The organism is Pseudoalteromonas sp., assembly GCF_036960685.1.
Lineage (GTDB): Bacteria > Pseudomonadota > Gammaproteobacteria > Enterobacterales > Alteromonadaceae > Pseudoalteromonas.
The window spans coordinates 87,113-103,222 of sequence record NZ_JBALXK010000008.1 but is presented as its reverse complement, the minus strand read 5'-3'; the positions used below and the strand labels follow the sequence as shown (position 1 = coordinate 103,222).

Sequence of the window (16,110 nt, the reverse complement as noted above, 5' to 3'; positions counted from 1 at the left end):
CATTTAGTTTAGGTTAGCTTTGCGGTTTTACTAAATAATTAGTTTAGAACAACACCAAATCATCTCTGTGGATCACTTCACTACCGCAATCAAACGCTAATAATTTAGCAATTTCACTGGAATGACAGCCTTTAATTAAATCTGTTTCCGCTTTACTAAAGCGCACTAAACCACGGGCTACTAATTGCTGATCGCTGGTGACTAAATCAATCAAATCGCCACGTTCAAACTGCCCGCGTACACCGCGAACACCTTTGGCTAATAAACTAGCGCCTTGTTGTTGTAAGGCATTAACTGCACCATCATCTATAACTACCTGACCACTACTTTTAGGCCCTGCTAACAGCCATTTTTTACGACCATCTCTGGGCGCAGTGAGCTTTACAAAGCGGGTGCCTGGTAATTGTTCGCTCATACAGTTAAGAATGACATTTTCACCCGCCCCTTTGGCAATGATCACTTCAACCCCAGCACGACGAGCGATATCAGCGGCTTGTAATTTCGTTGCCATGCCACCGGTGCCTAAGCTAGTGCCACTGCCACCAGCAAGTTGGCGTAATTCATCATCAATATGATTTACTTCATCAATAAGTTGCGCATTAATATCAATTCGGGGGTCACTGGTGAATAAGCCTTCTTGATCGGTCAATAGTAAGAGTTTGTCCGCATTTGCTAATATTGCCACCAGCGCCGAAAGGTTATCGTTATCACCCACTTTAATTTCAGCAGTCGCAACGGCGTCATTTTCATTAATAATTGGCACTACATCATAATTGAGTAAAGCTATCAGCGTATCACGGGCATTTAAGTAACGGCCGCGATCTTCTAAGTCAGCTCTGGTAAGCAGCATTTGCCCGACATTGACACCATATAAAGCGAATAAACTTTGCCATGTATGTATTAATTGTCCTTGGCCTATTGCAGCCAGCATCTGCTTATCAAGTATTGAACGACCACAGGGTTTTAATAATTGCTCTCGACCAGCCGCTACAGCACCACTTGATACCATCACCACTTGATGGCCTTGTTTTTTTAATTCACAACATTGACGAACAAGTTCGACCATGTGCGCTTTATCGAGTTTATCGGTGCCGCCGGTGAGTACACTCGTTCCCAGCTTAACCACTATTACCTGTGCCCTTTGCATGCTTTTTACTACGGTTCAAAAATGAAGGATTTATTTATACCATTTATCGATTTTTGAACAAGTAAAAAAAATTCATGCTAGGATCGCCTTTTACCACAATCATACGACGTTTATGCCAGCTAGCCTTTGTTTGATCATTGCTACCTTTTTATGGGGCAGCTCATTTATCGCATTAAAATATGCGATTGCAATTTACGATCCCGCTTTAGTGATTTTTTTGCGCATGCTCACCACCTTAGTGTTAGCACTGTGCTTATGGCGTTATGTGATCCGTTTTGACTATCACAAAGGCGATTGGAAATACTTAGTGGGTATGTCCTTGGCTGAACCCTGCTTGTACTTTTTATTTGAAGGCCATGCGATGGAATATACCTCGGCCTCACAAGCGGGTGTGATTGTTTCCTGCTTGCCAATAATAGTGGCATTTTTGGCTTTTTTTATGCTCAAAGAATACATTAGTAAAGCCATTGTCCTTGGTTTCACCTTTTGTATTGGCGGCAGTATTTTACTTACTTTACTGTCGCCAACGTCAGAGCAAGCCCCAAACCCATTACTTGGTAATTTTTTAGAGTTAATGGCAATGGTGTGTGCGGCATTTTATACCGTTTCAGTAAAGCACTTAGCCGCCCGTTATTCACCACTTACGCTCATTGCGCTACAAGGTTTTAGTGGCAGCCTATTTTTTGCGCCATTTTTACTATTTATTGATTTACCTAGCGAAAATCAGCACGATTTAACCGCCTTACTAAGCATTCTATATTTAGGCTCATGTGTCACACTCGGCGGCTATGGCATGTATAACTATGCAATTAGTAAAGTGTCTGTGCTTACTGCCGCAGCCTATTCAAATTTAATTCCAATTTTCACGCTTATTCTGTCGGCAATTATTTTGGGAGAGATCCTCACCTTAGGGCAATGGTTAAGTATTTTTGTGGTATTTATTGGCGTGATGATAAGCCAACGCCATCAAGAGTTGGTTATCGATGTCAGTGACGAGGCTTTATCGGATGATACATTAGCAGCAGATACTTTATCTGCTGAAACGAGTAAGCGTAACTCAGTGCCTGATGCTAACGAGTTAAAAGGGTAACAGGTCAGTAAGTACAAACCAGCTTGTTTTAAGAAGTCATGTTGGGATTGATGAATAACATCAATCCCACGCACTTGATATTGCTCTATCACGCCATTTTGAGTTTGCAAACTAAACTGCTCGCCTACTTCCACTTTTTGTAAAAATGCGAAGTGGGTATCGTTATGCCCTGCAATCAAAACGCCACTATCAGAGCCAAGCTCGCCACTGGGTAAAAAGTGACTCGGAGCAAATGCTAAATTACGCCCGCTGGCTCCTGCTAATATTGTTAATGTTTGTTTTTGGCTTGGCCAATTTAATTGCGCCGTTACATAACTATCAGCATAAAACCATGGCCTAATCTGCTGATCTGGAGTTGTCAGTGCCACTTGCCAAGCCTGCTCTATTAGTCGCTGTGCCAGCCATGCTTTGCCTTGCATATAACCACCATGGCCGAGCAAGCCTAAACCCGTAATCAACAAGACGATGCCAAACACTGTTTTCATTTTTTAAACCTAAGCACAGCAAATCCAGTTAATAACAACAGCCCTAACAAAATATACATTCGACTCTGGCCATCAGTTTGCGGTAATCGCATGGTTAACCCCTGTGGTAACTGATTAGCAGCTTGTACATTTTGTTCAGCAAAAATATTGGCAGGTGTTTGTTCTACGGCGACAAAAGCGGTGAATGGACTGAGTAATTGATGCTCAAGCGCCAAGCTCTCAACTTGTGCTTTTACCTGCTCTTGTTGGTTATAAAGTAATAACGATTTAATTTTTTGACGCGCCCATAGCCTTGCAATCCCCTGCGCTGATTGCCCTTGTTGGGTGTTTAATTTTATTGCAAGTGGTCCTTGCGCTGTTTGCCCAGTTAATCTGATTGCAGCTTGGTTATCAAGTTTAACCGCCACCATTACTGGCTCTGAAAAATATAAATCAGGTAATGGTGATGGCCAATATTCAAGTTGTTGATATTCGCCTTGCTGATTGACGGCTTCACTCGTCAACGTAAGCTGCGTAATTGCCGGGTGTGCTAACTTATCAAACAGCTGCTGCATTTTGGGCTTAACATCGCCACTGCTGCCAATATAAGTAAAAGTGCCCCGACCAACATCCGCGGCGCGGCGCATAAAATAGCTATTTGGCGCACTGCCAATACCAATCGTAAACAAACGACTATCTCCCAGCTGCGCGCTAATATGCTTAAACAAGGTATCTTCATTGCTGACACTGCCATCCGTTAAAAATACCACTTGGCGTAAATATCCCAGATGCTCACGGCCATCTAGTACAGCATCTAAAGCCCCTTTAATTTCAGTACCGCCATCTGCTTGTAAGTTATAAACAAATCGCTCAGCTCGACGTAAATTAAAATCATTTGCTGGCACAGGGTTATTACTCATCGGCATTATTTGGTCGTCAAAGCCAATAATGTTAAAACTATCATTGCTATCAAGTAACGATAAAGCATAGTGCAGCGCACTTTTAGCTTGCTCCATTGACTGACCATGCATGGAGCCTGAAGTGTCAACGACAAAAATCATCTCTCTAGCTAATCGCTGGGTTTGCGTAAAATGATCATCTGGCGGCAGCAGCATTAGCAAACCAAACCGCTCACCATTATTAAGCTGCTCGGTAAAAAATGCAGCTTGCGCTTGCTCTTTTTGCAGTGGTTTAAACTCCAGTAAAAAATCACGGTTTACTGCATTAGGCTCATTTAAGGCTACTTGATATTGGCCAAAGGCTGGGTTTTCAATTGCAATTTGATGATACTTTGATTGAATATCAACCAACTCTAAACCAACATCAATATTAATTGTTAAACTAAATTCACTTTGTGGTGCATCGCCATGGCTCGTGGTTGCATAAAAAGGTGTGATCCAACCTGATGGCGCAAATAAACTAGCAGGTTGCTTTTCAACATTTGGACGCTCGCCTTGCTCTTGTAGCACTGCATTAAATGGATGGTAACGCGGCGTGATTGTGGTTGGAAATCGCAGTGCAAATGTACCACTGCGATAATCAATCACTTCTTGATATTTCAGCTCTATTTGCACGTCGTCGCCTGGGCCGATGTTTGCCACGTTAGTGACAAACATGTTTGAGCGCTGCTGATGGACTAAAGCAGCTTGTTTTCCTGCTTGTTGCGCCTGTTGAAAACGCAGCTCAGCTTGTGCTTTTTTATCAATTTCACCTTTAATCACTCGCTCGCCAATGTGCATTGTCATGGCATGCACTGCACTTTCTTCGGGCAGCGGAAAAACATAACGTGCATTAACGGCAAATGGATTTTCATTGCGATAATGTTGAGTTACTACAACATGGTTTATCAATCCAGTGACTGTCATTGTGGCAGCACTTTTTACAATAACCCCAGGTGCAGCCTTAGCACCATTACTGTCGAACATAATTAACTCTGGCGATGCACTTGCGTTACTCGCAAAATTAACAAACGCGATAACGGTAAAAAGGCTTCCCCGAAGCCATAATCGGCTACGGGTCAGCACTTTGCTTGGTTTACTCAACATAAAATTCACTCCCTTGGCAGCTACTTGGCAAAATGGCAATTAATTACTCGCAGTTTGGCTGTACGGCTGTGTGCTTGGACGAGTTGTTAACGTTACACGGCGATCAAACATGTTTTCTTCATAGTTATCGTTATCAGCCACTGTTTGTTGTTCACCAAATGCAGTGGCTGTTAAACGAGTTGGCGCGATCCCTTGCTGGATCAAATAACGTTGCACAGCCTCAACGCGCTGTTTTGAAAGCATTAGGTTAGCAAGCTCATCACCACGCTGATCGGCAAAGCCATTTAAATCTAACTGCAAGTCAGGTTGGCTTTGTAATAAGTTAACTAGCTGATCAAGTTGGCTGGCAAAGTGCGGAGCAATCTCACTTGAAGCGGTTTTAAATTGGATAGTCATTGCCATTAGGTTATGCATTTGCGCTAAGGCAAGGCGTTCATTATTGGCTTCAAGCATATCGAGTTGTTCACTCATTTGCGTATTTTGCGCCAGTACATGCTGGTAATCATCGGTTTTATCTTGCAGTACAACTAACGCACGTTGTTGCTCGGCAATTTTATCTTCAGCCACTTCTTTATCGCCAATTAAACCACCAGCAAATGCACCAACAAAAGCACCAATTGGGCCGCCAACAATACCGCCTAAAATTGCACCGGTGCTTAAGCCAATAACCGTTTCTTTATGGGTTTCATTTGCGGTCACTGTTTTTGTGTCAGCGTGCGCTAAGTTAGGTGCTGCAAAAATAGCAGCGATAGTGCAAGCGATAATAATTTTTTTCATGGTGTAATCCTTTTTTGCTTAATAACTTAATAGTTGGCAACTCATGGGTTGGTAGCTGCCCGATTTGGTATAACGCTATTAAAACAAGTTGAAGTGGCAACAAAGGGGAGCAAAAAAGGCAAACTGCTGAGCAATTGTGGCAAAAAAATGGCAATTGCCTTTTTGCCAGTACCCAAGGAAAAAAATTAGGTATAGTGCAACGAGAACAAAACAAAGGTATAACGATGAAGAAAATAGCCATCATTGAAGATGAAACTGCAATCCGCGAAAACTACATGGAAATGCTCAGCGCACAAGGGTATCAGGTCTGTGGTTATAGTGACCGTCAAAGTGCAGAGCATGCTTTTAACGACACCTTGCCAGATTTAGCAATTGTCGATATTGGTTTAGGTCATGAAATTGATGGCGGCTTTTTGCTGTGCCAAACCTTACGTTCACTTTCTAAAACCTTGCCGATTATTTTTTTAACGGCTCGCGATAGCGAAATTGATACCGTTTGCGGCCTGCGCATGGGCGCAGATGACTACCTTACTAAAGACATCAGCATGGCACATTTAGCAGCGCGTATTGGTGCGCTGTTTAGACGCATGGAAGCCCTTGAGCAACCTGCAGATCAAAATGCCTTACTCAACCGCGGTCCTCTCACTCTTGATACAAAACGTATGCAAGTGTTTTGGCTGCAGCAGTTAGTCGATTTAACCGTCACAGAGTTTTGGATGGTGCATTCACTAGCCCAACGCCCAGGGCATGTTAAAAGCCGCCACGAATTAATGAGTGATGCAAAGATTTATGTCGACGACAGTACTATCACTTCTCATGTTAAACGGATCCGTAAAAAGTTTATTGCCTTAGATGCGCAGTTTGATTGTATCGACACCGTGTACGGTATGGGTTATCGCTGGGAGCAACTGTAATGCTGCGGTTTGGTTTGCGCAGCAAGTTTATTTTGCTGTCATGCTTTCTATTTTTATTGCCTTGGTTAGGCTATGAATATGTGTGGGAAATGGAGAAGTTTTTACGCCAAGGGCAAGAAAAAACCCTCGTCGGCACTACCCGCGCACTCGCTACAGCACTACATGAGCGCCCAGCGCTATTTGATTCGCAAACCAACTTTTTAGATCAAGTCGTCAAAGGCCGTGATCTTTATGCATATAACCTCAGTAACCCGATTCAGCTCGACGGTAAATTATCTGACTGGCAACCGTATCAAAGTTTAATGTGGCACTATGATGAACGGTATTTACAAGGAGATAAAACCGATCATCAAAGTTCGGATCTGTCTTTTGATCACATGGTGGGGAAGTATAGCGAATTTTTATATGCGGTTTTTAAAGTAACCGATGACTCGTTAGTTTATCGTGCTAAAAACAGTTTGAGCTTAACCCGCAACGACCATTTACAGATCATGTTAAAAACCCCACAGGGGCAATTTAAACACTATATAGTTGCCGCTCGCCAAGATGGCTGGGTGAATGCCTTTGACGCCGAAACTAAGCAGCCAGTTACTAAAATCCAAGGTTACTTTATTAGTACAGATAACGGTTACAATATTGAACTGCGCTTTCCGTTAAGTATGCTTGGTAATAAGCTCGGCTTTGCAATTGAAGATTGGGATCAAGGCAAGCCTGAGCCACAGACTATGTCGACTTCAAATTTACAAAATCCCAATGATATTGGCTCTGTTCTGGTTCCTTCCCCTGAAATAAACCGAATTTTAAAAGGCATGGGGCACAGCGGCAGCCGTATTTGGGTGGTTGATAATCATCATCGCGTATTAGCACAGTCGGGATCGATTCATCATGCCGACGGCGTGTGGGCCGATGGGCTTAATGATCAACCCGCAAAAACCTGGTGGCAACGGTTTGAGAAAAACTACCTGCACCCACTTTACTATAAAGTACTTACCCGTCCTGAGAATGAGTTTTTAGATACCTTACATGATGTTGCGGCTATGCAAGGTACACACATAGGTAAAGCACTTACGGGAACACCGGCCTCATCATGGCGACTGACCCCAGATAACAAAGCGGTTATTTTATCTGCCGCTTATCCTATTTGGATCCAAGATAAAGTAATTGGTGCCGTGGTCGCCGAAGAGACCACCAACGGTGTACGCACGTTACGAAATAAATCATTGGAAAAACTGTTTAATGTAATTTTAGCGGTCATGCTAATAGGCACAGTTACCCTGTTCTTTTTTGCTTCGAGAATATCAACTAGGATCCGCCGCCTTCGTGATACCGCAGAGCAAGCCATTGATGCTCAAGGTCGAGTAACGGGTAGCATTGATTATAGTGACGCAAACGATGAGATTGGCGATTTATCACGTAGCTTTGCAAATATTGTTGGTCGCTTAGGCGGTTATACTAATTATTTAGAAACCATGTCGTCGCGATTATCCCATGAGCTGAGAACCCCTGTTGCAGTAGTGCGAAGCTCGCTGGAGAACTTACAAATGCAGCCACAAAGTGAGCTTAGCCAAAAATACCTCGATCGTGCCAGTGAAGGGGTTGAGCGTTTAGGTAAAATTATTACCACCATGAGCGAAGCAACACGACTTGAACAAAGCATCCAAAGCGCTGAAGCTGAACTATTTGATTTACGCAAAGTAATAACAGGCTGTATGCAGGGCTATCAACTCACCTACCCGCAACAAGAGTTTACAGTCGATATTTGCGACTCTCCTTTAACAATGATAGGGGCGCCTGAATTTGTCGCTCAGTTACTCGATAAACTCATTAATAATGCATTAGAGTTTAACCTTTGTGATAGCGCAATTAGTGTCAGCTTAACTAAAAACGATAACGATGCTGTTTTAACGGTTAAAAATAACGGGCCATTATTACCAGAGGGACTGGCTGAACATATTTTTGACTCTATGGTGTCCGTACGTAGCCAACAACTGCAACAGCAGCCTCATTTAGGTTTGGGTTTATATATTGTTCGTTTAGTGTGTGAATATCATAAAGGCAGTGTAAAAGCGGTTAATAATCAACTAGGTGATGGTGTTGAGTTCATTGTCAGGATACCTGTCGCTAAAAATGTAACCCAAAAAAGCTGAGGGTTACATTTCTACACACTTTGATCAATAAGTGTTCACCTATAATTCAGGCTCACAGGCATATTCTTAGTATCAGCAAATTTTAGACTGATTATTAGGAGGTTAAAATGCAAACTGTGTTAAAGCGCGAAGAAATCGATTTTATATTCGACCTGTATAATCATGCTGAGTGTGATGAGGCCACCAGTGAAGACTTAGAACCTGAGGCTGAAAAGCTTGATACAGCGCAATCAGGTGTTATTTATAAAACAAGTTATTTGACCTAAAACCGCTTTGCTCATTACAATGGCGCACCTTGTAAAAGCACCGCCTAATAATGAAAACTCATTCAGCCAAAAAAGAACTTATTTTATTACCTATTCTCCTCATTGTGATCATACTCTGCGTCGCAGGGCACTTTTTATTACAAGCCAGCTTTGCTGACAGTAACCTTACAGAGTACTTACTTGCAGCCCTACCTTTTGCCATGTTTGGCTTGGTGATTATTGCCTTTAAAATTGCCAGTAATAGCGAAGACCAAGAGCGTACAGAACAAAGCGACCACGATTAGCCGCTTAGTCAGTTAGCAACTTAATCAAACAATACTTCTATAAAATATGATAACCAAACCAATCTGGTTTAATGCTCTGGGACTGCCCACTCGGGGTGAGCTTTATGTGAAGTTGGCTGTCGAGTAAATCAACCGCAAAGCAATCATCTACGTCGTATAAGTCATCTTTATGAATATGGCTTAGGCCAGCCAGTAAATGCTCTTTTGCTCTTTGTTTAGCTTCGTCACTACTGCGGGCGACATACAAAGCAAAATCATGTTGCTCCGCTAAACTGTCAGCCCGGTACGCCCCTAAATTTACAAAGTATAACTGCTCAGCTTGTTCAACAGGCTCATCAACAACAGTTACGGCAAAACCATCGATATGATTGACCGCCATAAAGCTATCCATATGCACACTGTTTTTATCACCAACCCACTGGACTTTTAACTTTGTGTAAGTTTGCTCAATTGACTCCCCTACCACAAAACGAACATCATGCATTTCTATATGGCAGCCTTGGATCCGCCCACCTAAATACACCATAAATAATTGCATGTTTTCTCCTAACAAATGCTATCAACGTCTATGTTGTGTTTTTTTATTAGCTTATAAAAATCTGAACGGTTACGTTTAGCCAGTTTTGCCCCTTCAGCCACATTACCACCCGCCATTTTCAAGGTGTTAATAACATAATCGCGCTCAAACTCTTTTTTAGCATCATTTAGCGAAAGCGGCTCAACATTACTTTCATTACTATTAAGCGCACTCTCCACCAGCTGTACCGATATTACCTCGCCAGGGGTAAGTGCAACTACCTGCTCAACAACATTTTGTAACTGGCGAATATTACCTGGCCAATCGTGACGAACTAATGCGTGCATTGCATCACTGGCAAAGCGTTTTTCTTTTTGTCCCATACGTTTGGCTATAGTGGCGCTAAAATACTGCGCTAATAAACTCACATCTTCTCTGCGCTCACACAGTGGCGGTAATTTTAGGTTAACAACATTTAAGCGATAATATAAATCTTCACGAAATTGTTGATTGGCAATCGCATCCGGTAAATTTTTATGGGTCGCTGAGACTATCCGTACATCTATCGGGATCTCTTCTTGAAAGCCCACTGGACGAATGGTTTTTTCTTGCAGGACACGTAATAACTTAACTTGTAAATTAAGTGGCATATCACCTATTTCATCTAAAAATAAGGTGCCACCTTGGGCTTGTTGAAATAACCCCTGGTGATCTTTAACTGCGCCTGTAAATGCGCCTTTTTTATGGCCGAATAATTCAGATTCAAGTAACTCCCCAGGCACCGCACCACAGTTAATTGCTACGAATGGGCCTTCACTGACATGACTGTGTTGATGAATCGCATTCGCTAGTAACTCTTTACCTGTGCCACTAGCACCTGAGATCAACACATTGACATGAGTCGGTCCCAGTAACTTAACTTGTTCAAGCAAATGCAACATAGCTCCACTGCGAGTCACTATATTACTGCTTGATGTGTTTTCATCGGCGCTCAGGCCATGTATTTCAATTGCTTTGGCTAAACTATCGAACAATTCATCTTTATCTACCGGTTTAGTAATAAAAGCAAAAATCCCCTGTTTGGTGGCCTCAACCGCATCTGGAATGGAACCGTGAGCCGTCATCATGATCACCGGCAATGCTGGGTAACGTTTTTGCAGCTGACGATGCAATGCCATGCCATCCATTTCATCCATCCGCAAGTCGGTAACCACAGCATCATAGACATGATTTTTTAATAGCTGTAAAGCAGCAATACCACTTTCACAGGTTGTAACTTGATAGCCTTTTGATTCAATACGAATAGCCAACAGCTTTAATAAACTTGCATCGTCATCAACCAGTAAAATTCGTGCGCCTTGGTTTTGTTCTATTGACATGATTACTGCTCCTTGGTTTCTTCGCGTAATAATAATTGCTGTTCGATCGTCGCCAGCGATGACAGTGTCTCTTGCATTTTATTATTCAGCGCTTGCTGCTGTTTTTTAGCGTCTATCTGCTGATTTATTTGTTGTTTTTGCAACCATAAATACTGTTTTATATCATCTGGCCAATAATACGCTTGATCAAGTTTTAGTAATTGAGTTAAAACTTTTTCCGGTGCTAATACATTATTTTTACAACTAAAATCAAAATAATTCTGGATCTCTTTAGTACCAATATAAGCAACTTTACTCGCCGCAACTTTAAAGCCACCACAGGCCTTCGCATGCCAACCAATAATTATTTCTGCTGGTGGATACATAGGATCTGTTTTTGGCCGAGGCTTAGGGTTTGGTAAACCATCAGTGTGTGGCTCAACCACTTTCGTAACTGGCGCTGTTTCAATATTGTTTGCTTTTACTGGTTGTTCAGTTAACTCACACCCAGCGAGCCCTAAAGTGGTAAAACAAACCACAAAAATGGCATTTAAACGCACGCCCATGCTAATTAACTCCTTGGTTTTTATTGGTTGGATTAATGGTTGGTATTTGAATAACAAAACGACACCCTTGTGGCTCATTATGCTCAAGCTGCAAAGTTCCCATTAATTGCTCAACAGACTCCTTTACAATTGTCAGTCCTAAGCCGCTACCTTGCGCGGTCACATCTTTGGCATTTTTACCTTGATAAAAAGCACTAAAAATATGTGATTTTTCTTGCTCCTGAATACCAGTGCCCTGATCACTGACGATCATTTTTAAAGTATGTCCCGCTAACGATAAATGGATATCAACAGCTTGCTGTTGCGGTGAAAATTTCAAGCCATTAGAAATTAATTGTATTAAAATCATTTCAACCAGCTCCGCAGCTATTTCTAGCGGCTGCTCGGGTAAATCACAATGCCAACATAAACTTTGCTTACGTGCCACTAAGCGGTGTTCAAAGTGGCTGTTGATCTTGGTTATTAATTGCGAAAAAACCAGCTCACTTAAGTCTTCTTTACTGCTGCGAATTGCATTGTAGCTAAGTAAACTGTCTATCATTGCTCGCAGACGCACCATACTCTGCGTGATAAGCTCTAATACAGCTTGTTGTTCTTTATTAATTGGTCCTACAATTTCATCGGCTAATAAATCAGTACCTTCAACCATTGATGCTAATGGGGTTTTCAGTTCATGGGTAACATGGCGTAAGAAGGTATCTTTTTGTTGCTCTAATTGATGCAACTGTTCTTGCACCCATTGTAATTTATTACCCAGCTCCACTAGTTCGGCAGAACCCTGCACTGATATTTTTTGCTGCCAATGACCTTGTCCAAGCTTATCAATAACCGACGTTAAGCCTTTTAATCGGCCACTAATACGCCACAAAAATCCGCCGCCAACGAGTAATGTTAATGGAGTAAGCGCCACTAACCAGTTTATAAATGAATCTTGTAAGGCTTTTAACTGTTGCTGATTTTTAGTTATTTGTAGTTCATTTTGGTCTCTTAACCATAACGTTTGCCGAGCAATTAATTCACTCACCGGAATAAATAATTGCGCATCTTGCAACCCTTCGCTAACAAGCTTTGAATGCGCTAACTGCAACTCTTTGGCAAGTTGCTGCCATTGACTAACATAATCCTCTGCAGGGCTAATAAAAGTGAGTTCATCGATATTCTGTAACGACGATTGCCACTTATCAACAATCAATTCATCAAGTGATTCACTTTTTAGCACCCAATTTTGCCGCGTCGCCCGCTCTAAACTATTGAGGTCTTGTTTGAGATTATTAAACGACTTAGTTATTTGATAATTATCACTGACGATTTGCTGAGTCACGGCAAGCTGTTTATTTAAGGCATTTAAAAATACAATCACGACCAGTGATAATGGCAGCAGCGATAACAAAGTACTAAACAAGAACTGGCCAATTAAATTAGGTCGCCAACGAAGTAATGCACTGTACTTTTTAGCGAATGAGGCCACTATCGCTACTCCTTTAGTTAAATGTCTGATTATGGAAGGTGTTACTTATACACTAGCTGAATCAATAAGAATAATGAATAAGGCGAACTGTGTAGCGCTATATAAACTGACTGACGCTAAATTGAAACAACTTAATTGACTGTTTTCAAATAACTTTTTTGATTAGCGTAAAAGTTTGTTGCAAAAAAGACACACTACCGAGTCATTATTTCACACCCACTTTCACCAAAAACACATAAAACACTGATATTTATGAATTTATTTTATTGGCATTATTCTTGTAACACTTGAAGCAACCACTATTGTTTAGGTAATTATATGAAAATATTAGCCCCATTATGTTTGTGCTGCAGCGCACTGTTTAGTTTTAATAGCTTTGCTATTGATGTTGAGGCTACCTTCGCTGAGCTTGATAAAGACAGTAATGGCACATTAAGTGAAGCGGAAGCTTCTGAAGATGCCGTACTGCACGAAAGCTTTGAGCAAATAGATAAAGACCAAAATGGTCAACTATCTCTAACTGAGTTTAAGCAGTTTTTACAATAACTTGCCTATAAGGAAATACAGCTATGAAACAACTTATCGCCGCCTTTTCATTAATGTTTTTAATCATTAGTGCCACCGTTTTAGCATCGCAAGCAAACGTTAAATTTGCACAATTAGATACCAATGCAGATGGCCAAATATCATTGCTTGAAGCGAAGAAAAACGACGCCTTGCTGAAGCAATTTACTGATCTTGATGATAATAATGACGAATTTTTATCAGAGCAAGAGTTTGCAAACTTTAAGATTTAAAAGGTTCTAAAGTATTTGCCATAATCCCGGAGGGAGTGTGTAAATGGATTTAATGTTGGGACTTAAATTATGGCAAATACTTTATCTTGAACTAAGCGAAGTTTAGGTTAACTAAAAGGACCTTAACAATGAAAGGCATATTAGCAATATTAACTATGCTACTAGCGACCAGCTTTAGTGCAATGGCGCTGGATGTAAAACAACGTTTTGACCATTTAGATAGTAATAAAGATGGTTACTTAACCAAAAATGAGTTGGATGCTCAGCCGCAGCTACTAAAGCAGTTTCAGCGCTGGGATAGCGACCGAGACGATAGAGTTTCACTTGTCGAATTTAAAAATTTTTTAACTAACAACCTGCATTAATGAGTTTCCCCCTATGAAATACACCACACAATTGGGATTAATTTTACTCCTTGCTGTTAGTTGTGGCAGTTTTGCAACAACTGATAATATCGCTGAGCAATTCAAAAAATTAGACCGTAATGAAGACGGTTTACTGAGTCGCTCAGAGTCAGCAAAAGATCCCGCTTTATGGTCACGCTTTAAAAGCTATGACAGCGATAAAGATAACAGGTTATCGCTGGCAGAGTTTAGCCTGTACGCAAGTAAATAAGTTTAGTGCATTATTTTAATTTAAAAAATGCAACTTGCTTTAATACCAACTGACTTTGTTCAGCCATGCTATTGCTGGTATTTGCAGTTTGCTGCGAAATATCAGCAGTGGTATCTGTCAATGTATGGATGGTATGCATATTTTGGCTAATATCAGCGGCAACGGCTGATTGCTCTTCAGCTGCTGTTGCTATTTGCTGGGTTTGGTCGTTAACTTGATTGATCATTTGCATAATCTCTTTTAATAAGCGATTACTTTCATCCATTTTATCTTCCGCTTGCGCTGCAACTCTGGTGCTATCAGCCATCATTGTCACTGCGTTCTGACTTGCTGAACGCAGTTGTCCAAGCATTGTCTCAATCTCGTTTACTGAACTGTGCGAACGCTGGGCCAAAGTACGTACTTCATCAGCCACTACGGCAAAACCACGCCCTTGTTCGCCCGCTCTAGCAGCCTCAATCGCGGCATTTAGTGCGAGCAAATTAGTTTGTTCGGAAATATTACGGATCACATCCAGAATAGTCTCAATTTTGCTAGACTCACTTTGCAGTTGATCAACAACGTCTGAGGTTTCATTTAATGTGCCTAATAAATGACTTACAGCTTCTTTTGTTTGCTCAGAAGCATCTAAGCCACTATTGGCAAGTGTCATCATGCTATCAGAGGCTGTTGCCGACTCTGCGGTATTTACCGCAATACTCTTACTCGTGACCGATAACTCCTCAATTGCAGTTACGGCTTGCGTTGTATGATCGGACACCTCTGATGTCGCTGTTTGAATTTGAGTATTTGAGCTGAGTAACTCATTACTATGATTATTAACCTGTGCTACAGAGTTATAAATAGTGGCAAGAGTAGTATTTAAGTGGCTAATTGTAGCGTCTAAGGTACGGCTTAAGTCAGCGACTTCATCATCGCCTTCAACTTGAGAGTATTGATCTAATTCGCCGCGTTGTAATGCATGGGCACTTTCGCTAACAACCGTTAGTCCCATTACTACTTTTTTCGACAGCATATGGCTAAATAATAAAGCTAAGCCAAGCGCTATAAAAATTGATAAGTAAAACACTGTATTTGCAAAATTGATGGATTGCTGGGCAGTCGCTTGCGCTTTAGCAACTTGCGCAATGTTAGCTTGTTCAAACTGCTCAAAAAAAGTAGTTAAGGCACGATGCGAATCAACAAACTCTCGATAGATAGCATAATCGGCTTTATTATCAGGGGCTGTTTCCATCGCTTGCTTAAACGCAATAGCTGCTTGCTCATAACGCTGCGAGTTACTTTTTAATGCCGTAAGTAAATTAGCCTCGCCTTTGTATATTTGGCTAATGCGTTGTATTAACGGTGCAGTCAGCGCAACATTATCATCAATGCTCTTGAGCATTTCAGGCGCTTGCTCTTGTAAACCTAATAAGTAAACGACTTGCAGCCCTCTTACTCCGGATAACACACCATCTTGCGCTTGTTTGAGGTCGGCACTGAGTTTAGTCACCATAAAGTTATGTTGATAGAAACGCTCGAAACCTGTTGCAGTTTGGTTATTCGCAACTTTTATAAATGCCATAGCAACGATAAAAATGATGCATATTAAAGCTGATAAGAGTATGAATTTGCTACGCATAGCGAGTTGGTTAAGCTTCATTTATGTTCCGATT

General features: G+C 41.4%; 17 protein-coding genes and 1 pseudogene. 9 read left to right on the top strand and 9 right to left on the bottom strand.

Annotation, left to right across the window (positions count from 1 at the left end):
- Positions 1 to 43: 43 nt before the first annotated feature.
- Positions 44 to 1,147, bottom strand: a complete 1,104-nt coding sequence (gene proB, locus V7783_RS09020) for a glutamate 5-kinase (RefSeq protein ID WP_335678448.1) — start codon at positions 1,145 to 1,147, stop codon at positions 44 to 46.
- A 112-nt stretch (positions 1,148 to 1,259) separates the two neighbouring features.
- Here proB and V7783_RS09015 point away from each other — a divergent pair, with 112 nt between their 5' ends.
- Positions 1,260 to 2,237, top strand: coding sequence for a DMT family transporter (locus tag V7783_RS09015; protein WP_335678447.1), 978 nt, complete (start codon positions 1,260 to 1,262; stop codon positions 2,235 to 2,237).
- On the opposite strand, the pseudogene V7783_RS09010 reads toward V7783_RS09015, so the two are convergent.
- The 3 genes and pseudogenes from V7783_RS09010 to pdsO form a co-directional block, all read right to left on the bottom strand.
- Positions 2,237 to 2,656, bottom strand: a pseudogene (locus tag V7783_RS09010) (class GN sortase); the annotation flags it as partial. The gene V7783_RS09015 and the pseudogene V7783_RS09010 overlap by 1 nt on opposite strands.
- Positions 2,657 to 2,718: 62 nt before the next feature.
- Positions 2,719 to 4,746: a marine proteobacterial sortase target protein gene (locus V7783_RS09005; protein WP_335678446.1), complete on the bottom strand. Its 2,028-nt coding sequence runs from the start codon at positions 4,744 to 4,746 to the stop codon at positions 2,719 to 2,721.
- 39 nt (positions 4,747 to 4,785) lie between these two features.
- On the bottom strand, positions 4,786 to 5,523 hold the full coding sequence (gene pdsO / locus V7783_RS09000) for a sortase-associated OmpA-like protein PdsO (RefSeq protein WP_064665528.1): 738 nt from the start codon (positions 5,521 to 5,523) through the stop codon (positions 4,786 to 4,788).
- A gap of 224 nt (positions 5,524 to 5,747) precedes the next feature.
- Between pdsO and pdsR the strand changes: the two genes are divergently transcribed.
- The 4 genes from pdsR to V7783_RS08980 all read left to right on the top strand — a co-directional run bounded on the left by pdsR (position 5,748) and on the right by V7783_RS08980 (position 9,134).
- Complete coding sequence (pdsR, locus tag V7783_RS08995) at positions 5,748 to 6,437, top strand: proteobacterial dedicated sortase system response regulator (RefSeq protein WP_064665911.1); 690 nt, start codon at positions 5,748 to 5,750, stop codon at positions 6,435 to 6,437.
- Positions 6,437 to 8,584: a proteobacterial dedicated sortase system histidine kinase gene (gene pdsS / locus V7783_RS08990; protein ID WP_335678445.1), complete on the top strand. Its 2,148-nt coding sequence runs from the start codon at positions 6,437 to 6,439 to the stop codon at positions 8,582 to 8,584. Before pdsR ends, pdsS begins: the two co-directional genes overlap by 1 nt.
- 107 nt (positions 8,585 to 8,691) lie before the next feature.
- A complete protein-coding gene (locus V7783_RS08985) occupies positions 8,692 to 8,850 on the top strand; it encodes a hypothetical protein (RefSeq protein WP_335678444.1) in 159 nt (52 codons plus the stop codon).
- 50 nt (positions 8,851 to 8,900) lie between these two features.
- On the top strand, positions 8,901 to 9,134 hold the full coding sequence (locus tag V7783_RS08980; RefSeq protein WP_335678443.1) for a hypothetical protein: 234 nt from the start codon (positions 8,901 to 8,903) through the stop codon (positions 9,132 to 9,134).
- 37 nt (positions 9,135 to 9,171) lie between these two features.
- Here the strand turns inward: V7783_RS08980 and V7783_RS08975 are convergent, their stop codons facing one another.
- The 4 genes from V7783_RS08975 to V7783_RS08960 are packed head-to-tail and all read right to left on the bottom strand — an operon-like array spanning position 9,172 to position 13,046.
- Complete coding sequence (locus V7783_RS08975) at positions 9,172 to 9,672, bottom strand: DUF1543 domain-containing protein (RefSeq protein ID WP_335678442.1); 501 nt, start codon at positions 9,670 to 9,672, stop codon at positions 9,172 to 9,174.
- An 8-nt stretch (positions 9,673 to 9,680) separates the two neighbouring features.
- The gene (locus V7783_RS08970; protein WP_335678441.1) at positions 9,681 to 11,030 is read right to left on the bottom strand and encodes a sigma 54-interacting transcriptional regulator; all 1,350 of its coding nucleotides are present in this window, start codon (positions 11,028 to 11,030) and stop codon (positions 9,681 to 9,683) included.
- A 2-nt stretch (positions 11,031 to 11,032) separates the two neighbouring features.
- A complete protein-coding gene (locus tag V7783_RS08965) occupies positions 11,033 to 11,575 on the bottom strand; it encodes a hypothetical protein (protein ID WP_335678440.1) in 543 nt (180 codons plus the stop codon).
- A 1-nt stretch (position 11,576) separates the two neighbouring features.
- Positions 11,577 to 13,046 carry a sensor histidine kinase gene (locus V7783_RS08960; protein WP_335678499.1) on the bottom strand — a complete coding sequence of 490 codons (1,470 nt, stop codon included), beginning with the start codon at positions 13,044 to 13,046 and terminating at the stop codon, positions 11,577 to 11,579.
- Positions 13,047 to 13,361: 315 nt separating this feature from the next.
- Here V7783_RS08960 and V7783_RS08955 point away from each other — a divergent pair, with 315 nt between their 5' ends.
- From V7783_RS08955 to V7783_RS08940, 4 genes are all read left to right on the top strand, one after another.
- Positions 13,362 to 13,589, top strand: coding sequence for an EF-hand domain-containing protein (locus V7783_RS08955; protein ID WP_335678439.1), 228 nt, complete (start codon positions 13,362 to 13,364; stop codon positions 13,587 to 13,589).
- 23 nt (positions 13,590 to 13,612) lie between these two features.
- The gene (locus V7783_RS08950; protein ID WP_335678438.1) at positions 13,613 to 13,840 is read left to right on the top strand and encodes a hypothetical protein; all 228 of its coding nucleotides are present in this window, start codon (positions 13,613 to 13,615) and stop codon (positions 13,838 to 13,840) included.
- A gap of 128 nt (positions 13,841 to 13,968) precedes the next feature.
- Positions 13,969 to 14,205, top strand: coding sequence for an EF-hand domain-containing protein (locus tag V7783_RS08945; RefSeq protein WP_335678437.1), 237 nt, complete (start codon positions 13,969 to 13,971; stop codon positions 14,203 to 14,205).
- A 13-nt stretch (positions 14,206 to 14,218) separates the two neighbouring features.
- Positions 14,219 to 14,455: an EF-hand domain-containing protein gene (locus V7783_RS08940; protein WP_335678436.1), complete on the top strand. Its 237-nt coding sequence runs from the start codon at positions 14,219 to 14,221 to the stop codon at positions 14,453 to 14,455.
- Between the two features lie 10 nt (positions 14,456 to 14,465).
- Here the strand turns inward: V7783_RS08940 and V7783_RS08935 are convergent, their stop codons facing one another.
- Complete coding sequence (locus V7783_RS08935) at positions 14,466 to 16,097, bottom strand: methyl-accepting chemotaxis protein (protein ID WP_335678435.1); 1,632 nt, start codon at positions 16,095 to 16,097, stop codon at positions 14,466 to 14,468.
- Positions 16,098 to 16,110 lie beyond the last annotated feature (13 nt).

Excerpts from the sequence above, each read along its gene's own strand:
- V7783_RS08950 (WP_335678438.1), top strand. The coding sequence starts at position 13,613 with ATGAAACAACTTATCGCCGCCTTTTCATTAATGTTTTTAATCATTAGT.
- V7783_RS08945 (WP_335678437.1), top strand. The coding sequence starts at position 13,969 with ATGAAAGGCATATTAGCAATATTAACTATGCTACTAGCGACCAGCTTT.
- V7783_RS08955 (WP_335678439.1), top strand. The coding sequence starts at position 13,362 with ATGAAAATATTAGCCCCATTATGTTTGTGCTGCAGCGCACTGTTTAGT.
- proB (WP_335678448.1), bottom strand. The coding sequence starts at position 1,147 with ATGCAAAGGGCACAGGTAATAGTGGTTAAGCTGGGAACGAGTGTACTC.
- V7783_RS08935 (WP_335678435.1), bottom strand. The coding sequence starts at position 16,097 with ATGAAGCTTAACCAACTCGCTATGCGTAGCAAATTCATACTCTTATCA.
- V7783_RS09005 (WP_335678446.1), bottom strand. The coding sequence starts at position 4,746 with ATGTTGAGTAAACCAAGCAAAGTGCTGACCCGTAGCCGATTATGGCTT.
- V7783_RS08975 (WP_335678442.1), bottom strand. The coding sequence starts at position 9,672 with ATGCAATTATTTATGGTGTATTTAGGTGGGCGGATCCAAGGCTGCCAT.
- pdsR (WP_064665911.1), top strand. The coding sequence starts at position 5,748 with ATGAAGAAAATAGCCATCATTGAAGATGAAACTGCAATCCGCGAAAAC.
- V7783_RS08965 (WP_335678440.1), bottom strand. The coding sequence starts at position 11,575 with ATGGGCGTGCGTTTAAATGCCATTTTTGTGGTTTGTTTTACCACTTTA.
- V7783_RS09015 (WP_335678447.1), top strand. The coding sequence starts at position 1,260 with ATGCCAGCTAGCCTTTGTTTGATCATTGCTACCTTTTTATGGGGCAGC.
- V7783_RS08985 (WP_335678444.1), top strand. The coding sequence starts at position 8,692 with ATGCAAACTGTGTTAAAGCGCGAAGAAATCGATTTTATATTCGACCTG.
- V7783_RS08940 (WP_335678436.1), top strand. The coding sequence starts at position 14,219 with ATGAAATACACCACACAATTGGGATTAATTTTACTCCTTGCTGTTAGT.
- V7783_RS08980 (WP_335678443.1), top strand. The coding sequence starts at position 8,901 with ATGAAAACTCATTCAGCCAAAAAAGAACTTATTTTATTACCTATTCTC.
- pdsS (WP_335678445.1), top strand. The coding sequence starts at position 6,437 with ATGCTGCGGTTTGGTTTGCGCAGCAAGTTTATTTTGCTGTCATGCTTT.
- pdsO (WP_064665528.1), bottom strand. The coding sequence starts at position 5,523 with ATGAAAAAAATTATTATCGCTTGCACTATCGCTGCTATTTTTGCAGCA.
- V7783_RS08970 (WP_335678441.1), bottom strand. The coding sequence starts at position 11,030 with ATGTCAATAGAACAAAACCAAGGCGCACGAATTTTACTGGTTGATGAC.